Here is a 21947-nt window from a genome sequence, read left to right as displayed (position 1 = left end):
GAAGATATACTATTGAAGTCAGAACAATAAACTAATAAATCGTTTATCACAGCAATGTTATCAATACTTCTCCCTGTTTATAACTGTAATTGTGTAGCTTTGGTAACAGAGTTGCAGCGACAATGCACGGAATGTGGTACTGATTTTGAGATTATTGTAGCTGATGATTGCTCTTCTGTGGCAAGCTATATAGAGCATAACTTGCGTATCGAGAGATTGGATGGTGTCCATTATATAACAAGAAAGCAGAACGTTGGACGTTCAGCTATCCGTAATTTCCTTATTTCGCAGGCACAAGGAGAGTGGCTTCTCTTCATAGATGGAGACCTAACATTAGACAATCCACACTTTATTCGTCGTTATCTGCAGACAAAAACCAATGTTGTTGTTGGCGGAATAAGGATAGGAGGGGATTCAGACAGATGGAAAAACAATCTCAGATACCGCTATGAAAAGGCGTATGAAGAGAAGAATACACCGCAAGACAGGCAGTATCATGCTACAAAACACTTTCGTACGACAAACTTCCTAGCACATAAAGACATCATGATGGTTCATCCTTTTGATGAGAATTTTGTCCAATACGGCTATGAAGATGTACTCTTCGGTAAATCACTTGCCATGGATCATATAGCAATCACGCATATTGATAACCCCATAACACTTGATTTCTTTGAATCAAACAGTGAGTTCCTGGATAAAACAGAACAGTCTCTTCGTACACTATATACCTTCCGTAACCAACTGAAAGATTATTCCCAACTGCTTGAAACAGCTGAAAAAATCAAGAAACTGCACCTACAAAAGCTGGTTTATGCAGCTTATTTCCTGGTAGGACAACGCATAAAGAAACATCTCCAAGGCAATAATCCCAGTGTTTTCTTGTTTAATGTATACAAACTGATGTATTATATTCATCACGAAAAGAATACTCTATGACAATGAAACGATATCTCTTAGTTGCAGCTTTCATCTTGTTAGCTTACTGTAATACCATCGCTGCAGGTATAGGAACATGGAAAAACTATATGGCGTATAGCGATGTCCAATGGGTGGAACAGGGTGGAAACAAACTCTATGTACTTGCTTCTAACAGTCTATATACCTACAATAAGAACGACCAAAGCATCCAAACATATGATAAAATAAATGGATTAAACGATTCAGATATCCGTTTCATCAGCTGGAACAAGGTTGCTCACAAATTAGTTATCGTCTATTCTGACTATAATATCGACCTCATGGATGATAAAGGAGAGGTCATCAACGTACCAGACTACTACATGAAGTCGATGACTGCAGATAAAACAGTGAACGGAATAGACATGAATGGCAGCTACTGTTACCTCTCTACAGGCTTCGGAATAGTAAAACTGAATGTTGCTAAAGCAGAGATCGCAGATAGTTACAACCTTTCTTTCCCTGTAGACTATAGCTATATAGAAGGTAATTACATCTATGCAGCCAGTCAAAGCAATGGACTTTATCGTGCAACCTTGACCGATAACCTGCTTGATAAAAGCAATTGGTCACGCATAGGAAACTATACTGAACGCCCACGTACGCCCAATGCTGACCTCATGTCACAAGCAAAGGCATTGAATCCAGGTGGTCCGAAGTATAACACTTTCATCTGGACAAACTTCCAAAACGACAGATTATACACTACAGGTGGACTCTTTAATCCCACAGCAAACAACTGGGAGAACCCTGGAATGGTACAGATATTACAAGGGAATGAATGGTTTTTATATGAAGATGACTTCTCAAGTCGGACTGGGAATGCATATATAGGGACTAAAACCTTAGCAATTGATCCTCAGAACAGCAATCATGTTTATGTTGGTTCAAGAACAGGACTCTATGAGTTCATGTCTGGGAAAATGATAGCTTACTATAACAAAGATAATAGTATACTACAAGCTGCTATCGATAAAGGCAGAGAATTAGATAATAACTACGTATTGACATACGGACTATCTTACGACAAAGAAGGTAATTTATGGATTCTTAATAGCCAGACAAAGAAAGAGAATCTCATCCGTTTATCCAAGGATGGACAAATGACTTCTTTCAGTAAAGATGCTCTTATAGAGAATGGGGTAGGGCTGAATAACCTATCTCAAATGCATTTAGACAGTCACAACCTACTATGGTTCTGTAATGATGATTGGCGTAAACCAGGGTTATTCTGTTACGATCCTAAGACTGATAAGCTTAACGCTTACACACGTTTTGTTAATGATGATGGTGCTAATGTAGAACTGACGGCTGTACACTGTTGGACAGAAGACATGGAAGGAAACATTTGGATAGGTACAACAGCTGGTCCATTGATGCTTCAACGTTCACAGATGAGTGATCAAGACAACTATCATTTCACACAAGTAAAGGTGCCACGTAACGACGGAAGCAATCTTGCAGACTATCTTTTAGCAGGTATTGACATCACATCTATAGCCATAGACGGTGGTGGACGCAAGTGGATTGGCACAAAAGGGAATGGTGTTTATCTTATAAGTGCTGATAATATGACACAAGTCCAGCATTTCCTTACCTCAAATAGCGGACTCTTATCAAACAATTTGTATTCCATATCTATCAATAACACGACTGGAGAAGTGTTCTTTGCTACAGACAAAGGGCTATGCTCGTACATGAGTGATGCAACGAAGGCAGAAGAAACAACGAATGATGATGCGGTATATGCATACCCCAACCCTGTCAAGCCAGGATATACAGGTCCCATAACAATTGTGGGGCTTACGCTGAATGCTAACGTAAAGATCGTCACAACGAATGGTGTTCTCGTTGCTGAAGGAACAAGTAATGGTGGTACTTTCGTATGGGACGGCAAGGATAAGATGGGAAAACGTGTAGCATCAGGTATCTATATGGTACTATCAGCAGACGAAAATGGTGATAAAGGCACTGTCTGTAAAGTGGCAATAATAAATTAAACATGATACATGGAAGGCCAATAAGCCGTAATTCTATCGTTTGGATATTACTGACATCTCCATTTGTACTGTTTCTGTTATGCCAGCTTCAGCCTACCTTTGACGATTGGACATACTATACTGTACCGCAGACATCGGCATTAAAACTCACAGAGTTGCTCCCTGATGGTAACTATTGGCGACCTTTCGATGTATTATTCGGTCATATCCTCGGACTTGATTATCATCTTTTCCCTATCTTAAACCATACTTTTATCCTATTAGGACATATCCTTAATACCTATTTAATATACAAGATTCTACAGTGGTTTAAGATTAGTTCCTTATCACGTAATATCTCTGTATTACTCTTTTATCTGTCACCAGCCACATTAGGGACGGTGTTAGATATAGACTCTTTGAACCAAACCTATTCACTTTTATGGGGCCTTCTTGCCTTATATAGCTACATATACATGCAGGGAAAGCCCAGAATCATACTCTGGCTCGTATGCTCTTTGTTGTCTATCTTTTCAAAAGAATCAGGTTATATATGGTTTGTTTGCCCTCCAATGATAGTCTGGAGCACAGGGAAGATTAGTTTCAAACATGCAATGAAGCATATGACGGTTGGTTGCTTGTTATTTGTTTTCTACTTAACCTGTCGTGTTTTGTTGACCAAAACATTCTCTGTAGAAGACAATACTTACATGCAATTTACACTTATACGCTTGTTACGAAACCTTGGTATAATGCTCGGAATGACATTTTACCCCATTGACTATGCAAGTTTAATCCATCCCCTTCACCGCAGTCTTGTTCTTGTTACCATAACAGGAGTACTACCTGCTCCGTTCTTATGGCTTGTGTTTCGGTCATTCCGATTACAAAAAACAATCATTGTACTATTATTATCCTTCTTTGCTGGGGCGTTTGTCAACCTTATTACGATCTTTTCTACTATGCATTGCTACGCTGTCTCTCCATTTGCCATAATCATGATAGCACTACTTTGTGATCAGATAAAGAACAAACGCATGCTAATATTCTCATCGGTACTTTACCTCATAACCGCTCTTTTTACATTCTTACATCATACCTATGCCGCATGGTTATCAGGAAAAGTAGGAGAACAGATGGCGGAAAGTATTGTTAGCCAATGTGACAGACCAATAAACAAGGTAATGATCATACACTTAAACAAGGGCGAAACAAAATATTCTTCTTTCTGGGTTATTCCCTACGAAGCTTTTGGTTGGGGTTATTCCGTGCGACAACAGACAGGTTATCAATGGCCAAAAACGATTATTAATGAAGAAATATCAAACCAAAAGCAATTGATATCCGCACTCCAGAAAGCTCAAAAGACAGATTGCGATGGTGTGTGGTACGTAGAAGATAATCAGGTAAAGCGCATTAAATGATGCGATAATATTCTTGAAATAGCCTCCTTCCCATGTGTTTATTTTCTTATTAGTAGTAATAGATATGCAGAAAACGTCATGGTACATATGTGGAATTATATACTGCATATACCCTAGTTTATTTTAAATTTCATTTGCTGTCACATTTAACATTTCCAATAACTACCTGTCTATCATTACATTATAACAGTGAATGGCATGACAGAAATGACAGGAAATTATTTTTCAATAGAAAAATAAAGACGAACCTAAAAGGCTGAATTCCCTATTAAGTAATACAGACTTAAGCCATATCTATCAAAAAGAAGAGTCAATAACAATAACAAATAAAAGGATTATAGGATTGGTGTCTACCAACAACTCCATATGTGCTAGGCTGCAGCACAATAGGTGCTAAGCATCAACACAATAAGTGCTAAGCTGCAACACATAAGTAAAATGTAGAGAGATATCCTTGTTTCTATCATTATTAATGTGTATATAGCAGGGACTTCATAAATATAATGACTGATGATGCTTGCAGGACAGTAATCGTTATATTACCTTATTATATACTGTTTGCATAACAATTTAGGATATACCAGCTTCCACACGCTGCACTATTTCTTCAGGAAGGATATTGTTCATACATGCAAAATCGCCACGATAACAAGGTTTGTTACCAAAGACTGAGCATGGACGACAGGATAAGGTGGTGATTTGTACAGCATCGTCCTCTTGCTGATTCCATCCCATGAAACCACAATAAGGATGTGTTGCACCCCATATACTGACAACACGTGTACCAACAAGGGAGGCTAAATGCATGTTAGCACTGTCCATTGACACCATCGTATCAAGGTGACTCATAAGGATTAGCTCCTCTTCTAAACCATGAAGAACGTTTGCTACACAAACACACTGTGAATATTTCTCTGCCCAACTGTTCAGTACATCTACCTCATCCTTACCACCTCCAAAGAGGAAGATACGCCAAGTGGGGTGGGAAAGAGTAATTTTATTGATTACTTTCTCCATCTTTTCCCTTGGATACATCTTACCTGCATGTGCTGCAAAAGGTGCTATACCAATCCAACAATCGGTAGATAGCTTTTCACCTATTATATTAGGGAGACTCTTGAGGTCACCTCCTCCTTCTGGGAAGATACTCGTAAACGAAGGTTTTATAGGATAACCCAGCTTTGCTAACACATCAGCATAATTCTGAAAGGACGTAGGCTGCTCTCTGAAAACCTTATTTTCTCTTCGACATAATAGCTTCTTTCCACGCTTATGCTTATTGATATGTGCCACAGAATAGCCTCCAAGAAGGAATCGGAAGCGGAGATAACACGTGCGAAGGACATTATGAAAATCAGCTACTGCCGTAGGTCGTTTTGCTAATAAGCGCCGATAAAGTGCACTGAGTCCTCTAATACCTTTATAATCTTTCTTTAAATCCACCGCCATAAAGCTCACATTCGGGGCAATACGTTGGAAAAAAGAACGGGCAAAGGGTCTGGAAACGACACTAATTCTCACATCTGGATACTGCTTAGCAAGCGAGAATACAATCGGAACCATCATGGCTACGTCGCCCATGGCTGAGAAACGAATAATAAGAATGTGGGGAGTCTTCATAGAGTAGAGGGATTTTAGGGCATAAAAACAATAAAGCAATAATGAAAATTACCTACTCTTAACAGCAATCCCTGCCTCCTCTCCACACGGAGAGAGGGCAGGGATGAGGCTTTTCCACTTACTTTTTATTGTAAAGTATCGGGTTTGTTGCAGGATCGTTATACATCTTCATCTGGCGATATACCTTCATGTACTTACGTCCTGACTTGATATCATCAAGCAATTGGTCAATAGCTAAATCAAGATCTTTCTGCTGTTCAAGCAGAATAGCTAACTTTGACTTGCATTTTTCAATGTGTTCAGCAGATGCATCAGTGCGCTCTGTCTGCTCCTTCATGTGATAAATCTTCAGCGCAAGGATAGACAAACGGTCTACAGCCCATGCTGGGCTCTCCGTATTAATAGTAGCGTCTGGCAGCGGAGTTACATCAGAATAAAGCTGACGGAAGTATGAATCAATCTGCTCAACAAGGTCTGTACGGTCCTGATTAGAACGGTCAATACGATGCTTAAGGCTCATTCCGTCTTCAGGATTGATGTGCGGGTCACGGATAAGATCCTCAAAATGCCACTGTACGGTATCTATCCAACATTTCAGATAGAGCCGGTTTTCGATGGAATCTCTGTCATAAGGATTATTAATTGGCGTGTCCACATTATCAGTAACATGATAATCACGAATTGCCTGATTGAAAATTTCGTTGCAGTGTTCTGTAAATGACATTCGGTTGTTATTTTTATTTCTTCTGCAAATATATAGTAAAATCCTCAAAAGGCAAAATAAAACAGATGATTTTCATTGAAATACTACCAAGAAGAACCATATTTCACACCTATTATATTATATAGTAAGCTATGAATGAAGTGATATAATCATTTGATTTATCGTGAGATAAAACGATAAAAAGCAAGAAAAAATTGCACAATAGTATACCATTTGTGCATAAAGGAACGCTTTTTTAATCAAAAAACTTGCACACTTGGAAAAAAAACAGTTCCTTTGCAACCGCATTTTAGAATTTGAATATTAATATTAAACATTTTAAATTTTACAATTATGTCAGAAATTGAATCAAAAGTAAAGGCTATTATCGTAGATAAACTTGGTGTTGATGAGGCTGAAGTTAAGCCAGAGGCAAGCTTCACAAACGACCTCGGTGCTGACTCTTTGGATACAGTAGAGTTGATTATGGAGTTCGAAAAGGAGTTTGGCATCTCTATTCCTGATGATAAGGCAGAGAAGATTGCTACTGTTGGTGACGCTATTGCCTATATCGAAGAGAACGCTAAGTAAGCGTTAACAGAGAAAAAGCACCAGGCAAAGCATCTGTTTTGCTTGGCTTTTTTTTTGACTTTAGCTTTTAATTTATATATCAACGAATGGAATTAAAGAGAGTAGTTGTAACAGGTCTTGGCGCCGTTACTCCATTAGGTAACAACCCTGAGGAGACTTGGCAGAGTATGCTGGCAGGTAAAAGTGGTGCTGCTCCTATTACACATTTCGATACAACCCAGTTCAAAACACAGTTTGCTTGTGAGGTAAAGAACCTGAATATCAATGATTACATTGACCGTAAGGAAGCTCGCAAGCTTGATCGTTACACTCAGTTGGCTCTGATCAGTGCTATACAGGGTGTTAAAGATGCTGCAATTGACCTGGAGAAAGTTGACAAGAACCGCGTTGGTGTCATCTATGGAGTAGGTATTGGTGGTATTAAGACCTTCGAGGATGAAGTGACATACTATGCACAGCATGCTGAAGCAGGTCCAAAATTCAATCCATTCTTCATCCCTAAGATGATTGCAGACATTGCTGCAGGACAGATTTCAATCCAATTCGGATTCCATGGTCCTAACTATACAACAACATCAGCATGTGCTTCATCAACAAATGCACTGGCTGCTGCCTTCAACCAGATACGTCTGGGCAAGGCTGATATCATCGTTAGCGGTGGTGCTGAGGCTGCAATCTGTGCTTGTGGTGTTGGTGGTTTCAATGCTATGCATGCCCTCTCAACCCGCAATGATGACCCAGAACATGCTTCACGTCCATTCTCAGCAAGCCGTGATGGCTTCGTAATGGGTGAAGGTGCAGGCTGTCTCATCCTTGAAGAGTTAGAACATGCTAAGGCACGTGGTGCTAAGATCTATGCAGAAATGGTTGGTGAAGGTGAGTCAGCTGACGCACATCACATCACAGCCTCTCATCCTGAAGGCCTCGGTGCCAAGCTTGTTATGGAGGCAGCACTTCATGATGCAGGTCTTAAACCAGAAGACATTGACTACATCAATGTTCATGGAACATCAACTCACGTTGGTGATATCTCTGAGGCTAAGGCTATCAAAGAGTTGTTTGGTGATGCAGCTTACAAGCTGAATATCTCTTCTACAAAGAGTATGACTGGTCACCTTCTTGGTGCAGCAGGTGCTGTTGAAGCTATGGCTTGTGTACTGGCTGTTAAAGACAACATCGTTCCTCCTACAATTAATCATCAGGAAGACGATAAGGATCCAGAGTTAGACTACAAGCTTAACTTTACCTTCAACAAGGCTCAGAAGCGTGAGGTACGTGCTGCTCTCAGTAATACTTTCGGCTTCGGTGGTCACAATGCCTGTGTAGTATTCAAGAAATATGCTGAGTAATAATAGTATATGCTGAATCATATAGTTGATAGAATAAAGCTCCCTTTCCGCAAGGAGAAGGAGCTTTATTTGTCTTTGTACCGGATTATCGGCATCATTCCACACGATATTAGTTATTACAAGACAGCTCTCTTACACAAGAGTGTAGCACATCGTAACGCTAAAGGCAAGCCAGTAAACAATGAACGACTTGAATTTCTGGGTGATGCTATCCTTGATGCTATTGTCGGTGACATCGTTTATGAGCACTTTCCAAAGAAACGTGAGGGTTTCTTAACCAACACACGTTCGAAGATTGTACAACGAGACACACTGAACCGACTGGCAAAAGAGATGGGTATTGACCAGTTAATACTCTCCAGTGGGCACACGTCATCACATAATAGCTATCTGGGTGGTAATGCTTTTGAAGCATTAGTTGGTGCTTTATATCTTGACCATGGCTACAATGCTTGCATGCGGTTCATGAAAAAGCAGATTCTGGGTGACCTTATCAATATTGACAAGGTTGCTTATAAGGAAGTAAACTTTAAGTCTAAGCTCATAGAATGGACCCAAAAGAACAAGGTTAGCATGGAGTTTAAACTCCTTGAACACAACAAAGACAAACAAGGTAGCCCTACTTTCCGCTTCCAAGTCATCATGGAAGGACTGGAATGTGGCGAAGGTCATGGATATTCTAAGAAAGAAAGTCAGCAAGAAGCTGCCAAACTAACACTTCAACGTTTACGTCGTGAGCCGCAATTCATTGATGAAGTGTTCACAGCCAAGGCTAACCGTACAAAGATGGAAGAAGAACCGGTACTCAATGTGCCTGAAACCTCTCAAGACATGAACTTCATTGTGGGGTCAGAAGTTGAGACTGAGAAACATGAAAATCCGTTCCGGACGGAGGTTTTTGATGAGAATACAACAGTTACTGACCAAGGTTTACAAGCTGAAGAGCTCATAGAAACATCCGATACTGACAAAGAGAAGGTTGAAGAATCAAACCCCTCTAATACCTCTCATACACGCAAATTCGACCGCGAAGCTATCATTGCTGCGGCTGAAGCAGAAGCTTTCGAGCAATAAGAAAAAGTAAATATAAGCGATAATAAACAGTAATAAGTGGTAATTACATCACCCATCTATTACTGTTTATTATCGCTTATATCGATTTATTTCCGTACTTTTGCATCAAAGAAATAAACGTTTATATAAAAAATGGCATTAAAATGTGGTATAGTAGGACTACCAAATGTTGGTAAGTCCACACTTTTCAACTGTCTGAGCAGTGCCAAAGCACAGGCAGCTAACTTCCCTTTCTGTACAATAGAACCGAATCTCGGTGTTATTACCGTCCCTGATGAACGACTGACGAAGCTTGCAGAGATTGTTCACCCGGGACGAATTGTTCCTGCTACTTGCGAGATTGTCGACATAGCAGGACTCGTAAAGGGTGCATCAAAGGGTGAAGGACTCGGTAATAAGTTTCTTGGTAACATCCGTGAGTGTGATGCCATCATTCATGTCATTCGTTGTTTCGAAGATGATAACGTAGTTCGTGAAGGTGGAATGGCTGTCAATCCTGTTGAAGATAAGGAGATTATCGATACAGAGTTACAGTTAAAAGACCTTGAAACCATTGAGGCTCAGCTCTCTAAGCAGCAGAAAGTGGCTGCTTCAGGGAACAAAGATGCTAAGATCATGGTCACTGTCTTAGAGGCATATAAAGAGGTTTTGGAACAAGGAAAGAATGCGCGTAGCGTTGAATTCGATAGCAAAGAAGAACAACAAGCAGCCCATGACCTCTTCCTTCTTACGACAAAACCAGTTCTTTATGTCTGCAATGTGGATGAATCAAGTGCCAAGACGGGCAATGAATACAGCAAACAGATAGAGAAGATAGCAGCTGAAGAAGGTGCTGAAGCCATGATTATTGCTGCAAAGACAGAGGAAGACATTGCTTCACTTGACAGTTATGAGGACAAAAAGATGTTCCTTGATGAACTTGGATTGGAAGAAAGTGGTGTTAACCGCCTCATCAATAAGGCTTATCACTTGCTGAATCTCCAGACTTTCATCACTGCCGGTGAAATGGAAGTAAAGGCTTGGACCTTCCATAAGGGATGGAAAGCCCCACAATGTGCCGGTGTTATCCACACTGACTTTGAGAAAGGATTCATCCGTGCAGAGGTTATTAAGTACGACGATTACATTAAATATGGTTCTGAAGCAGCTATCCGTGAAGCTGGAAAACTTGGTATTGAAGGCAAGGACTATGTTGTCCAGGATGGTGACATCATGCACTTTAGATTTAATGTATAGCCTCATCACTAAGAATTATTTATTATGAACAATCTACTGTATATTGCCTGGCAACCGGAAGAGGTGTTTTTCCATCTCGGACCAATCCCTGTTCGCTGGTACGGAATGTGCTGGCTGATAGGTCTTGCACTGGGTTATTTCATGATGCAGTGGCTCTATAAACGCCATAAATACCCTGCTGAAAAGTTTGAACCCCTCTTTCTATATGTCTTTATAGGCGTATTGGCAGGTGCAAGATTAGGACATTGCCTCTTCTATGAGCCAGAGGATTTCCTCACATCATGGGATGGATTCCTCTCAATATTTATCCCTTTCCACCATCTTCCTGATGGTTCCTGGCAGTATTCAGGCTTCCAAGGACTGGCATCACACGGTGGAGTGGTGGGATTATTGCTTGCTCTTTTCCTCTATATCCGCAATTATAAGATGAATACGTGGGTTGTGCTCGACTTCTTTGGCATTTGTTCAGGTATCACTGCCTGCTTTATCCGATTAGGAAATCTGATGAATTCAGAGATTATCGGTAAGGTAACTGATGTTCCATGGGCGTTTATCTTCTATAATGTAGACACTCATCCACGCCATCCAGGGCAACTCTATGAAGCCATAGCTTACCTTTTCATCTTCCTTTTTATATACCTTATATATAGGAAACATCCGGAAAAGGTGGGCACAGGACTCTACTTTGGACTTTGTCTGACCCTCATTTTCACCTTCCGTTTCTTCATAGAATACACGAAAGAGGTACAGGAAGCATTCGAGAATGGACTGCCAATCGACATGGGACAGATTCTAAGTATCCCACTTATAGCCCTCGGTGTGTGGGCTATGCTACGTTCCAAAGGTAAGACTTACCAAGAAAAGGAAGAGAGACTAACGAAGAAGTAAGCAGGAAGAAACAGACTTTCAAAAATACAAAAACCATAAAAGAATAATTGTTCATTAAGGGTTTACTTACCCTGTGAGCAATTATTCTTTTTTTGTTTATACCCTTCTGGTGTAAGATAAATTCACATCCATAAATCAATACATGCTCTTTTGCATTCTAAAAGAGCACCTTTTGCAATGTAAAAGGGCATCTTTTGACGTGTAAAAGGTGCCCTTTTGAATGGTAAAAGGGCACCTTTTAAAATGCCTTTTATAACCCTTTGAATAACTGACAGTTACAAAGTCAGAAGTAAAGCATTATCTATTCCTCTTCAACAAATAATAGATAAAATTTTGTAATATCATTTCATTAAAAGCAAAAACATAATCAAAGAGAGAAACATACTTGACACATTGAATTCTGGTTATAACCTTATTAAAAAATCAATGACCGATAAATGATAAAAAAGAAGACCAACAAGTCTGTAATTTTTGGGAAACTAAAAAAAGTACAAAAACCGAGAAAATTAAACTTTTTGGATAACTTTCTATGATTATTTTTTTGTAACTTTGCCAACATGAAAGTATCAATATAATGTTAAAACATTGATATATAGATATTTATCTAATCCTTATAACTAACTTATAAGACTAAAAAAGCAGTAAAAAGGAAAACTTATAAAAATTAATAATGGAAATTATAAAGCGTAATGGCACATCAGAAATCTATAATAACAAGAAGATTCTGAGGGCTATCAGGAAGAGTTTTGAGAGTACAGGAAAAGCTATTTCCGACCAAGATATAGCTGGTATGGTTGCTGAAGTGGAGAAAATCATCATTGATAATCCTGCACAACGAACTGTTGAAGAGATTCAGAACCAAGTAGAAAAGCATCTTATGATGCACGGACATTATGATGAAGCAAAGAACTTCATCCTCTTCCGTTACCAACGCAACGAACAAAGAAAGGCCATCAATGATATTGCACGCGTCACAGATGACAATGAATTGGTAGACGTTTTGCACGTTGTGGCACGTCAATATCGGGAAAGAGCCTACAGTATGGTAACTCTTCAGGAGAAATTCACAAGTTTCTGCAAGCCTGGAATGTCACAGAAAGAGACACTCAACGCACTCATCAAGGCTGCTGTTGAGCTGACAACACCTGAAGCACCAGCATGGGAAATGATCTCTGCACGCATCTTGTCGCACCAAGCTGAGCAGAAAATAAGCCATTTAGAAGCTGAATTAGGTATCAATACCTTGTACAAGAAGATAAAATACATGACCGCAGAGGGGCTGTATGGCGATTATATTCTCGAAAACTATAACGAAGATGAAATCAATGAGGCAGCAACCTTCATAAAACCAGAACGCAATGAGCTGCTGAACTATTCTGGATTAGACTTACTTCTCAAGCGTTATGTTATCAAAGGATACACTGGAAAGGTTATTGAACGTGTACAAGAGATGTTCCTTGGTATCGCTTTACACCTTGCTATGCCTGAGAAACGAGACAATAGAATGGTATGGGTAAAACGTATCTATGACCTTCTGAGTCAGCTGGAGGTGACAATGGCAACGCCAACACTATCCAATGCCCGTAAACCAAGCCATCAGTTATCCAGCTGTTTCATTGATACTGTACCTGATAGCCTTGATGGTATCTACCGTTCTTTGGACAATTTCTCACAAGTTAGCAAGTTCGGAGGAGGTATGGGTATGTATTTTGGAAAAGTACGTGCCACAGGTGGCAACATAAGAGGCTTCAAAGGAGTAGCTGGAGGAGTGATTCGTTGGATGCGATTGGTAAATGATACAGCCGTTGCTGTTGACCAATTGGGTATGCGCCAAGGTGCTGTTGCCGTTTATTTGGACGTATGGCACAAGGATTTACCAGAGTTTTTACAACTCAGAACCAACAATGGTGATGACCGAATGAAGGCACATGACATCTTCCCGGCCGTATGTTACCCTGATTTATTTTGGAAAATGGCTGATGAAAACCTTGATCAGAACTGGTATCTCTTCTGCCCTAACGAGATAATGAGGCTGAAAGGTTACTGCTTAGAGGACTGTTATGGAGAGGAATGGGAGCGCAAATACCTTGATTGTGTTAATGATCAACGACTCTCAAGACGTGTCATCAGCATCAAAGACATCGTCAGATTGGTTCTTCGTTCAGCCGTTGAGACTGGTACACCATTCACTTTCAACCGCGATGCAGTGAACCGTGCCAACCCAAATGGGCATAAAGGAATCATCTATTGCTCTAATCTATGCACCGAAATAGCACAGAACATGGCTCCAATAGAAAGCGTTTCGAAGGAAGTTGAGACCAAAGACGGTGATACAGTAGTTGTTACTACTACACGTCCAGGCGAGTTTGTTGTATGTAACCTTGCCAGTCTGTCCTTAGGACGCCTGCCTTTGGAGGATGAAGAGAAGATGAAAGAGAAGGTAGCTACGGTTGTTCGCGCCTTAGATAACGTCATAAGCCTCAACTTTTATCCTATTCCTTATGCCGAACTCACCAACCAACGCTATCGTTCCATAGGACTTGGCGTCAGTGGCTACCATCATGCATTGGCTAAAAGACATATCAAATGGGAGAGCGAAGAGCATCTTGAATTCATGGATAAGGTGTTTGAGACCATCAATCGTGCTGCTATTATTGCCAGTTCCGACCTTGCTAAGGAGAAAGGAAGCTATAAATTCTTTGAAGGAAGCGACTGGGAGACAGGTGCTTACTTTGATAAACGTGATTACAACAGTGCTGAATGGCAGAAGGTTCGTCAGACTGTAGCACGTCAAGGTATGCGCAATGCTTATCTACTTGCAGTGGCTCCAACCAGCAGTACAAGTATCATTGCAGGTACAACAGCCGGTCTTGACCCAATTATGAAGCGTTTCTTCCTAGAGGAAAAGAAGGGTAGTATGCTGCCACGTGTGGCACCTGAGCTGTCAGATGACACTTACTGGATGTACAAGAGTGCTTATCTCATCAACCAGAAGTGGAGTGTTCGTGCTTCAGGTGTGCGCCAACGCCACATTGATCAGGCACAGAGTATGAACCTCTATATTACCAATGACTTCACAATGCGACAGGTTCTCGACCTCTATTTACTTGCATGGAAGAGTGGAGTAAAGACCATTTATTACGTACGCAGTAAGTCATTAGAAGTAGAAGAGTGCGAAAGTTGTGCATCATAATTAAGAATTTAAAGAAGTCAGGGAGGTGGAAAAGTTAAAGAGACCAAGGTTATCAATGAACTGACTATTTCCACTCCCGTGACAAAAGATCATAAAACAATGGACAATCAATTAAAGCGAAACACCCTATTCAATCCCTCTGGCGATATTGACTTGCGCCTGAGACGTATGATTGGTGGTAATACCACTAATCTGAATGACTTTAACAACATGAAATATTCATGGGTTAGCGACTGGTATCGACAAGCTATGAACAACTTCTGGATACCTGAAGAAATCAATCTTTCTCAGGATTTCAAGGATTATCCACGACTGGATAAGGCTGAACGCACGGCTTATGACAAGATTCTGAGTTTCCTTGTATTCCTCGATTCACTACAGAGTAACAACCTCCCAACGGTCAGTGAATACATCACAGCCAATGAAGTAAACCTCTGCCTGCACATTCAGGCATTCCAAGAGTGTATCCACAGCCAGAGTTACAGCTATATGTTGGATACCATCTGTAGTCCTGAAGAGCGCAATGACATCCTCTATCAGTGGAAGACTGATGAGCATCTCTTGAACCGTAACAAGTTTATTGGTGACTGTTATAACGAGTTTCATGAGAAGAGAGACAAGTTCAGTCTTATGAAAACACTGATTGCTAACTTCATTCTTGAGGGTATTTACTTCTATAGTGGCTTCATGTTCTTCTATAATCTCAGCCGAAACGGAAAGATGTCAGGCTCTGCTCAGGAGATTCGTTACATCAATCGAGACGAGAATACACACCTTTGGCTCTTCCGTAGTATCATCCTTGAACTGAAGAAAGAGGAACCTGACATGTTCACTCCAGAGAAGATAAAGGTTTATGAGGACATGATGCGCGAGGGAGTAAAGCAGGAAATCGCCTGGGGACAGTATGTTATCGGTAATGATGTACAGGGATTGAATGCTCAGATGGTATCAGATTACATCCAATATCTGGGTAACCTACGTTGGTCAGGACTTGGCTTTGGCTTCCTTTATGAGGAGAATCAGAAAGAACCAGAGAACATGAAATGGGTTAGTCAGTACTCTAATGCAAACATGGTAAAGACCGATTTCTTCGAAGCAAGGAGTACAGCGTATGCCAAGAGTACAGCACTTGAAGATGATTTATAAATAAAGTACTACTGCGTTCACAGTAAATTACGCAGGCAGATACTTCACAATAAAGCCAAATGGCGTGTTGGTCAATTGTTATCAACACGTCATTTGGCTTTTATCGTATAGGGTTAAGACATTATATAATAATCACTTTTTGTAAAATAAGTTCTTAATTGATTTTTAAAAGGGCGTCTTTTGCGTTGTAAAAGATGCCCTTTTGCATGGTAAAAGGTGCCCTTTTGATGTGTAAAAGACGCCCTTTTACAACGCAAAACATGCCCTTTTACAAGCCTCTTTGTAACCTATTGATAATGTGACGATTATAAAACCGTAAAAAGAAGAATATCTTCCGTTTTACTCAAAATTCACTTCTTCTTCTTGTAATATTGTTTTACCATCCTAAATATTCACCATTCTTATGTTCTTTTGTTGCTTTACTTATTATCAGAATATATATACTTATCACAAGTTTATATAACCCATCTTATCCCAATGACAATTAACAAAAGTGTGGATAACTATGTTGAAAACCCTGTGCATAACTTTCTAATAACCCTGTAGATATCCACAAGGAAAATAGAAAACACTGTCATACGTGGATATCCACAAGGTTATTAACTGGGTTTTAGAGAAGTTTTACACAACTTTCCTACTAAAAAAGATATAAACTTATTATCTTTGCACCGTTTAGTGATAATGTGGATAACTCATCATAACGGCTGAAAATCAAGCATTAAACAAATGAATAACTTGTTGATAAGCCGATACCACGGGTTGATAACTTATCATGCAAGAAATTAAAGGAAAAGTTCTGCACTAATCCACAGCCTATCATACTAAAACATTTCTTTTCTTTTAAAAAGAGAAAAAGAGTAAGTATAATATGAATTGAACAAAAACAAGGAATATGAAACAACTAAAAACTTATATAGTTTGTCTCTTTGCAATGCTCTCTTTGAGTTCTTCGGCACAGTGTACGTTCCGCAATACAGCATTCAGCAGTGGTGAATACCTTACTTATAACCTCTATTATAACTGGAAGTTTGTATGGGTTAAGGCAGGAACAGCTTCCTGGTATACTGTCTCATCAACGTATAAAGGAATCCCAGCTTACCGTGCTTCACTGACAACTCGTGGTACCGGACGGTTAGATGACTACTTTGTATTGCGTGATACGTTGCTTACTTATAACTCAAAACAGATGGCTCCGCTCTATTATCGCAAAGGAGCAAGAGAAGGAAAGCGTTACACCGTAGATGAAGTTTTCTACTCTTATCCCAATGGTAAGTGCAAGGTTAAGCAGCATTATATGGGTAATGACGGCAAACATCGTTGGAAAGAACATACGTATGATGACTGTTGTTATGACATGATGAGCATCTTCCTGCGTGCAAGAAGCTTCAATCCAGAAAGCTGGAAGAATGGAGAAGTGGTTAAATTCCCTATTGTTGATGGTGATAATCGTAGTCCCGCACGTATAGTATATGGTGGAAAAGAAAACATAAAGGCTGATAACGGTCACAAATACCGCTGCTTGAAGCTCACTTATTATGAAGAGGAAGACGGTAAATGGAGAGACATTGCCAGCTTCTATGTGACAGATGATCCTAATCATATCCCTGTTCGACTTGACATGCGACTTAAGTTTGGATATGCAAAAGCATTCTTAGTAGCAATGAAAGGTATTAATAGCCCTGTTACTTCACAGATAAAATAAGCCGATAAGGTTACTTATTGATACTGATCCTCATGAAGATTTATGCTTATCTTCATGAGGATTTTCATTTAAAAGCAGGACATTTCATACTTTGTACAACACTATATAAGTAACATTTTTTTTATTCTTTACTTATTACTTTATATAAAAAATATCAATTCATTCTTAGCCATTAATCTTCAGAAAACAATAGTTTAAGACGTTATTTCAGCCAAATTACTCGATAAATAGCTTTTTTACGACTTAAAATAGCTTTTCTTTCTTTGTATAAATGAGTTTTTCTCAGAACTTAATCTATTGATAATCAGTAAAATATTTTTTGTATTAGAACAATATGATTTATAATAGTTTTCTTTAACGCCCATATCTTATTGGAATGTAATACATTTGTAATGAGAAGGTTTAAAATGATTGTATACAATAGTTTTTTAAAAGGATAAATAAAGTAAAAGTATGAAAAAGAAATTTTTTATAGCATTAACACTGCTGCTTACTGGTACTTTGATGTCGCATGCAAGCTATGCGGACGATATCAATGTGCCCTCTGCAGATGCTAATGGACGTGTAGGTGCGTTGATGCCTTATACTCGTTATGATTCCGAAACGGCTAAGCTTGGTGGCGGAGCTACGCTTGTTAAGTCGGCAAACTGGAAGCGTACGGATATCGCAACACAAGCTTCTAAGCAGTCATACATAGAACTACCGTCAAATGGTTCGTATGCTGAATGGACCATGAAGACCAATGCCAACGGTGTAACTCTGCGCTTTACAATGCCTGATACACCAGATGGTATGGGGCAGAATGGGTCATTAGATATCTATATCAACGAGAAAAAGGTGCAGACTGTTGACCTTACTTCTTATTATATGTGGCAGTATTTTGCCAGCGGAAACCCTTCTGATAAGAATGATAATGGTGTTGGATGTTTCGCTTTTGATGAAACTCACTTCATTTTGAACAAGCCTTTGCATGTTAATGACCGTATTCGTATTCAGAGTTCTGGTGCAAAAGGACTGAAATATGGCGTTGATTTCATCGAGACAGAGGTTGTTCCACAAGAAATTGACCGTCCTGCAGGGGCTGTTAGTGTAACTGATACGAAGTATAAGCAGTACATTAAGGGTAACGATTACCTTAAAGCGTTTGAAGAAGCACTGAAAGATGCTGATGCAGGGTCAAAGAAACTCTATATACCAGCAGGTACTTATGAGCTCAGTGGTATATGGTATATCTATGGATCAGACGTGAAAATCACTGGTGCTGGTATATGGTATACAAACCTTAAGTTTACCAATCCTAACCCATTTGGTGGTGGTATCTCTGGTGGTAATGGCTCACATGGACCTGATGATTACTGCAATAACATGGATATAAGTAACTTTTATATCAACTCAAACCTAAGAAGTCGTTGGGACCAGAAGGCAGTTTACAAGTGTTTCATGGATGTTTTCAAGGGTGGAAGTGCTATTCATGATATCTGGGAGGACCACTTTGAGTGTGGTTTTTGGATAGCTGACTATAATGGAAAGATTGATTATAGCAGCGGTTTGAAGATATATAACTGTCGAATCCGCAACAATTTCGCTGATGGAGTTAACTTCTGTCAGGGTACTTCAGATGCTACTGTATACAATTGTAGCATCCGTAACAATGGTGATGATGGTCTTGCAATGTGGAATCATGATAATCAAGGAGCCCATGATGAGTCAAACAACACCTTTGCTTACAACACTATTGAGTTTATTTGGCGTGCTGGAGGTATTGCTATATATGGTGGTAATGGGCATAAGGTCTACAATAACTACCTTGCTGATATGTTTATGTCAGCTGGTATACACTTGAATGACATCTTTGATGGTCCTAAATTCAAGAATACACAGAACATCAGCTTCGATAATAACATCCTTGTACGTTGTGGTACGAATGATGATAGCTGGCATGAAGACCTTGCTGCAATCGATATTAAGGGTGATGTACGCAACGTTACCTTTAATAATACGAAGATTTATGACTCTCCTTTTGATGCTATTCGTATATTTAAAGGTCCAACAGGTATTGTGTTTAAGAAGACAGAGATACTCGGTGCATCTCTTGCAGGGCAGACAACGAAGTACTCAACATGGGAACATTCTACGGCTGCTATCCGTTTAGAGAACGATAATGTCAAGTTTATCGATGGTCTGAAGATTGCTAATGTAAGCCCAGATAAGGTTGGTAACAATAAGACATGGCCTTTATGGACTGATAATAATGAGGCTCTTGCTAAGTCAGTAAGCTATGATTATCTCTCTGATGTCAGCTATAATGTACCTGAAGCACCTGAAGCTGACAAGAACCAAGGTGGTGGTGTAGTTGATCCTATGGATGGAATTACCAACTATGACATATCTTTGAAGGGTCTACGTTGGGAGAATGCAAGTGGTGATACCAACCTTAAGGAAGGTGACCAGGTAACATTCAGGACCTCTCTTGTATGTAATAAGGATATCCCTGCAGGTGTGAAGATTGGTGTAAAGGTTACGGTTGATGGTAAGGAAAGCTATGTTACCGATGACAACAAGAATGGTCTTAAAGCCAATCAGCCTATCATTGTTTCAACAAACTCTACATGGTCAGCACAACCTGGTGGGCATACTATTGTTGCAGAGGTCGACTATCGCAACCGTCTGAGTGATGATACGAATAAGGCAAACAATACCCGTACGAAGAGATTTAACGTACAAGAGTCATCTGATAATAAGGGTTCATTCACTCCAGTAACAGGTGGTTACGACCTTGTTGTGACCAAAATCCTCACCAATAAGAAGAGTATTAAGCCAGGTGACAGAGTAAACTTCTCTGCTTATGTTGCCAATGCTGGTGATAAGGATGCTCCTGCAGGACAGCAATTGGGTGTAGAGTTTATCATTGATAACAATACAAATGTTATCACATGGTCAGATAATTACACACAAGGTGTGAAGTCTCACCAGTTTGCTAAAGTCACAGCAAATGGCGGTCAGCAAGGTAATGAGTGGGTTGCAACGCCTGGTAAGCACACAGTAACGGCATGGATAGATAACTATAATGGTCGTTATGCTGATGAAATCAATCATGATAATAATAAGTTTACCATTGAATTGAACATTCCACTTGAGGAGATTAAGTTCATCAACAATCCTGATCAGCCAGACGATCTTGGTGATGGAAAGGGTAATACCAATGGTATTGAGCATGTAAACACTGACGTGAAGGCTAATGATGGTTATTACTATGACCTTCAGGGCAACCGTTATGGTACAACAACTGATGGTTTAAGAAGAGGTGTTTACATCCACAATGGCAAGAAAGTCATTGTCAAGTAATGTTATTTATACTCGTAGAACCATTCTACGATAGCCACAATAAGAAATCGGTTGGAAAGCTATTCCAACCGATTTTTTTGTGCTTTAAGAACTGGAATGTCATGCTTATAAAGTTGAAGAAACATCTTTACAATATTTTTTTTTCATATTTTCTTTAACGATGGAAAACCTATTATTTTTGTCTTTGTAACCATCAAGCAATCAGATAGTTATAAACAGGCTTGTAAAAGGGCATCTTTTACGTTGCAAAAGGGCGTCTTTTAGAGTGTAAAAGGGCATCTTTTGAAGTGCAAAAGGGTGTCTTTTACAATGCAAAAGAGCACCTATTGAATTGCTGATAGTATTTTTTATTACATAAAACAAAAACAGAGCTTGTCTCCCGACAAGCTCTGTCAAACTTTAATTAACTAGTGATGTGAGTTTAATAAAGTTACTCAAATTACCCAAATAACAAATACATATATACTAAATATCGTAATGAAGTATTCGTTTATGACTAAACCTAAAATTCTTTTGTTGTCCTATGGAAGAACTACTTTTATTATTATACTACACTAAAGATCAAAAAAACAGATTAATTTCCTGAAGATTTTAATTCTTTCTGACAGCGAAATTACAACAAAAAGATAAAATCGCAAAGTCGTTATAGGGACGTATTAGATAAATATAAAGTATAGAACGTATCTTTATTCAGTGTTAGTAACATAACTAATTGATTACCAATAATATTAAATATA

14 protein-coding genes are annotated in these 21947 nt (G+C 39.4%); 12 read left to right on the top strand and 2 right to left on the bottom strand.

Annotation, left to right across the window (positions count from 1 at the left end; all coding sequences use genetic code 11):
* Window positions 1-54 precede the first annotated feature (54 nt).
* Genes ACZ48L_RS06120 through ACZ48L_RS06110 form a run of 3 tightly spaced genes read left to right on the top strand, consistent with a single transcriptional unit; the run spans window position 55 to window position 4363 of the window.
* A complete protein-coding gene (locus ACZ48L_RS06120; RefSeq protein ID WP_025791264.1) occupies window positions 55-939 on the top strand; it encodes a glycosyltransferase family 2 protein in 885 nt (294 codons plus the stop codon).
* The gene (porZ, locus tag ACZ48L_RS06115; protein ID WP_025791261.1) at window positions 936-2960 is read left to right on the top strand and encodes a type IX secretion system anionic LPS delivery protein PorZ; all 2025 of its coding nucleotides are present in this window, start codon (window positions 936-938) and stop codon (window positions 2958-2960) included. Before ACZ48L_RS06120 ends, porZ begins: the two co-directional genes overlap by 4 nt.
* A 2-nt stretch (window positions 2961-2962) precedes the next feature.
* Window positions 2963-4363 (top strand): hypothetical protein, encoded by a 1401-nt coding sequence (locus ACZ48L_RS06110; protein ID WP_025791260.1) that lies wholly within the window; start codon window positions 2963-2965, stop codon window positions 4361-4363.
* Between the two features lie 570 nt (window positions 4364-4933).
* On the opposite strand, the gene ACZ48L_RS06105 is transcribed toward ACZ48L_RS06110, so the two are convergent.
* Together ACZ48L_RS06105 and ACZ48L_RS06100 are read right to left on the bottom strand one after the other, a co-directional pair.
* Window positions 4934-5983, bottom strand: coding sequence for a glycosyltransferase family 9 protein (locus tag ACZ48L_RS06105; RefSeq protein ID WP_025791258.1), 1050 nt, complete (start codon window positions 5981-5983; stop codon window positions 4934-4936).
* A 118-nt stretch (window positions 5984-6101) separates the two neighbouring features.
* A complete protein-coding gene (locus ACZ48L_RS06100; RefSeq protein ID WP_008823418.1) occupies window positions 6102-6707 on the bottom strand; it encodes a DUF4254 domain-containing protein in 606 nt (201 codons plus the stop codon).
* Between the two features lie 333 nt (window positions 6708-7040).
* Between ACZ48L_RS06100 and ACZ48L_RS06095 the strand changes: the two genes are divergently transcribed.
* From ACZ48L_RS06095 to ACZ48L_RS06055, 9 genes are all read left to right on the top strand, one after another.
* The gene (locus tag ACZ48L_RS06095; protein WP_004383083.1) at window positions 7041-7277 is read left to right on the top strand and encodes an acyl carrier protein; all 237 of its coding nucleotides are present in this window, start codon (window positions 7041-7043) and stop codon (window positions 7275-7277) included.
* An 86-nt stretch (window positions 7278-7363) separates the two neighbouring features.
* Complete coding sequence (gene fabF / locus ACZ48L_RS06090; RefSeq protein ID WP_025791256.1) at window positions 7364-8626, top strand: beta-ketoacyl-ACP synthase II; 1263 nt, start codon at window positions 7364-7366, stop codon at window positions 8624-8626.
* A 9-nt stretch (window positions 8627-8635) separates the two neighbouring features.
* Window positions 8636-9700, top strand: a complete 1065-nt coding sequence (gene rnc, locus ACZ48L_RS06085; RefSeq protein ID WP_025791254.1) for a ribonuclease III — start codon at window positions 8636-8638, stop codon at window positions 9698-9700.
* A gap of 132 nt (window positions 9701-9832) precedes the next feature.
* Window positions 9833-10936, top strand: coding sequence for a redox-regulated ATPase YchF (gene ychF, locus ACZ48L_RS06080; RefSeq protein WP_025791253.1), 1104 nt, complete (start codon window positions 9833-9835; stop codon window positions 10934-10936).
* A 24-nt stretch (window positions 10937-10960) separates the two neighbouring features.
* Window positions 10961-11824, top strand: coding sequence for a prolipoprotein diacylglyceryl transferase (gene lgt / locus ACZ48L_RS06075; RefSeq protein ID WP_025791251.1), 864 nt, complete (start codon window positions 10961-10963; stop codon window positions 11822-11824).
* 670 nt (window positions 11825-12494) lie between these two features.
* A complete protein-coding gene (locus tag ACZ48L_RS06070) occupies window positions 12495-15017 on the top strand; it encodes a ribonucleoside-diphosphate reductase subunit alpha (RefSeq protein WP_219491185.1) in 2523 nt (840 codons plus the stop codon).
* Between the two features lie 99 nt (window positions 15018-15116).
* Window positions 15117-16163, top strand: coding sequence for a ribonucleotide-diphosphate reductase subunit beta (locus tag ACZ48L_RS06065; RefSeq protein WP_008823411.1), 1047 nt, complete (start codon window positions 15117-15119; stop codon window positions 16161-16163).
* Window positions 16164-17055: 892 nt separating this feature from the next.
* Window positions 17056-17865 carry a DUF3108 domain-containing protein gene (locus tag ACZ48L_RS06060; protein ID WP_036869980.1) on the top strand — a complete coding sequence of 270 codons (810 nt, stop codon included), beginning with the start codon at window positions 17056-17058 and terminating at the stop codon, window positions 17863-17865.
* 453 nt (window positions 17866-18318) lie between these two features.
* Window positions 18319-21210, top strand: coding sequence for a right-handed parallel beta-helix repeat-containing protein (locus tag ACZ48L_RS06055; RefSeq protein ID WP_464721966.1), 2892 nt, complete (start codon window positions 18319-18321; stop codon window positions 21208-21210).
* Window positions 21211-21947 lie beyond the last annotated feature (737 nt).

The organism is Prevotella histicola (assembly GCF_055385135.1).
This window is presented reverse-complemented; position numbering and strand designations above follow the sequence as displayed.

Excerpts from the sequence above, each read along its gene's own strand:
- ACZ48L_RS06120 (WP_025791264.1), top strand. The coding sequence starts at position 55 with ATGTTATCAATACTTCTCCCTGTTTATAACTGTAATTGTGTAGCTTTG.
- porZ (WP_025791261.1), top strand. The coding sequence starts at position 936 with ATGACAATGAAACGATATCTCTTAGTTGCAGCTTTCATCTTGTTAGCT.
- ACZ48L_RS06110 (WP_025791260.1), top strand. The coding sequence starts at position 2,963 with ATGATACATGGAAGGCCAATAAGCCGTAATTCTATCGTTTGGATATTA.
- ACZ48L_RS06105 (WP_025791258.1), bottom strand. The coding sequence starts at position 5,983 with ATGAAGACTCCCCACATTCTTATTATTCGTTTCTCAGCCATGGGCGAC.
- ACZ48L_RS06100 (WP_008823418.1), bottom strand. The coding sequence starts at position 6,707 with ATGTCATTTACAGAACACTGCAACGAAATTTTCAATCAGGCAATTCGT.
- ACZ48L_RS06095 (WP_004383083.1), top strand. The coding sequence starts at position 7,041 with ATGTCAGAAATTGAATCAAAAGTAAAGGCTATTATCGTAGATAAACTT.
- fabF (WP_025791256.1), top strand. The coding sequence starts at position 7,364 with ATGGAATTAAAGAGAGTAGTTGTAACAGGTCTTGGCGCCGTTACTCCA.
- rnc (WP_025791254.1), top strand. The coding sequence starts at position 8,636 with ATGCTGAATCATATAGTTGATAGAATAAAGCTCCCTTTCCGCAAGGAG.
- ychF (WP_025791253.1), top strand. The coding sequence starts at position 9,833 with ATGGCATTAAAATGTGGTATAGTAGGACTACCAAATGTTGGTAAGTCC.
- lgt (WP_025791251.1), top strand. The coding sequence starts at position 10,961 with ATGAACAATCTACTGTATATTGCCTGGCAACCGGAAGAGGTGTTTTTC.
- ACZ48L_RS06070 (WP_219491185.1), top strand. The coding sequence starts at position 12,495 with ATGGAAATTATAAAGCGTAATGGCACATCAGAAATCTATAATAACAAG.
- ACZ48L_RS06065 (WP_008823411.1), top strand. The coding sequence starts at position 15,117 with ATGGACAATCAATTAAAGCGAAACACCCTATTCAATCCCTCTGGCGAT.
- ACZ48L_RS06060 (WP_036869980.1), top strand. The coding sequence starts at position 17,056 with ATGAAACAACTAAAAACTTATATAGTTTGTCTCTTTGCAATGCTCTCT.
- ACZ48L_RS06055 (WP_464721966.1), top strand. The coding sequence starts at position 18,319 with ATGAAAAAGAAATTTTTTATAGCATTAACACTGCTGCTTACTGGTACT.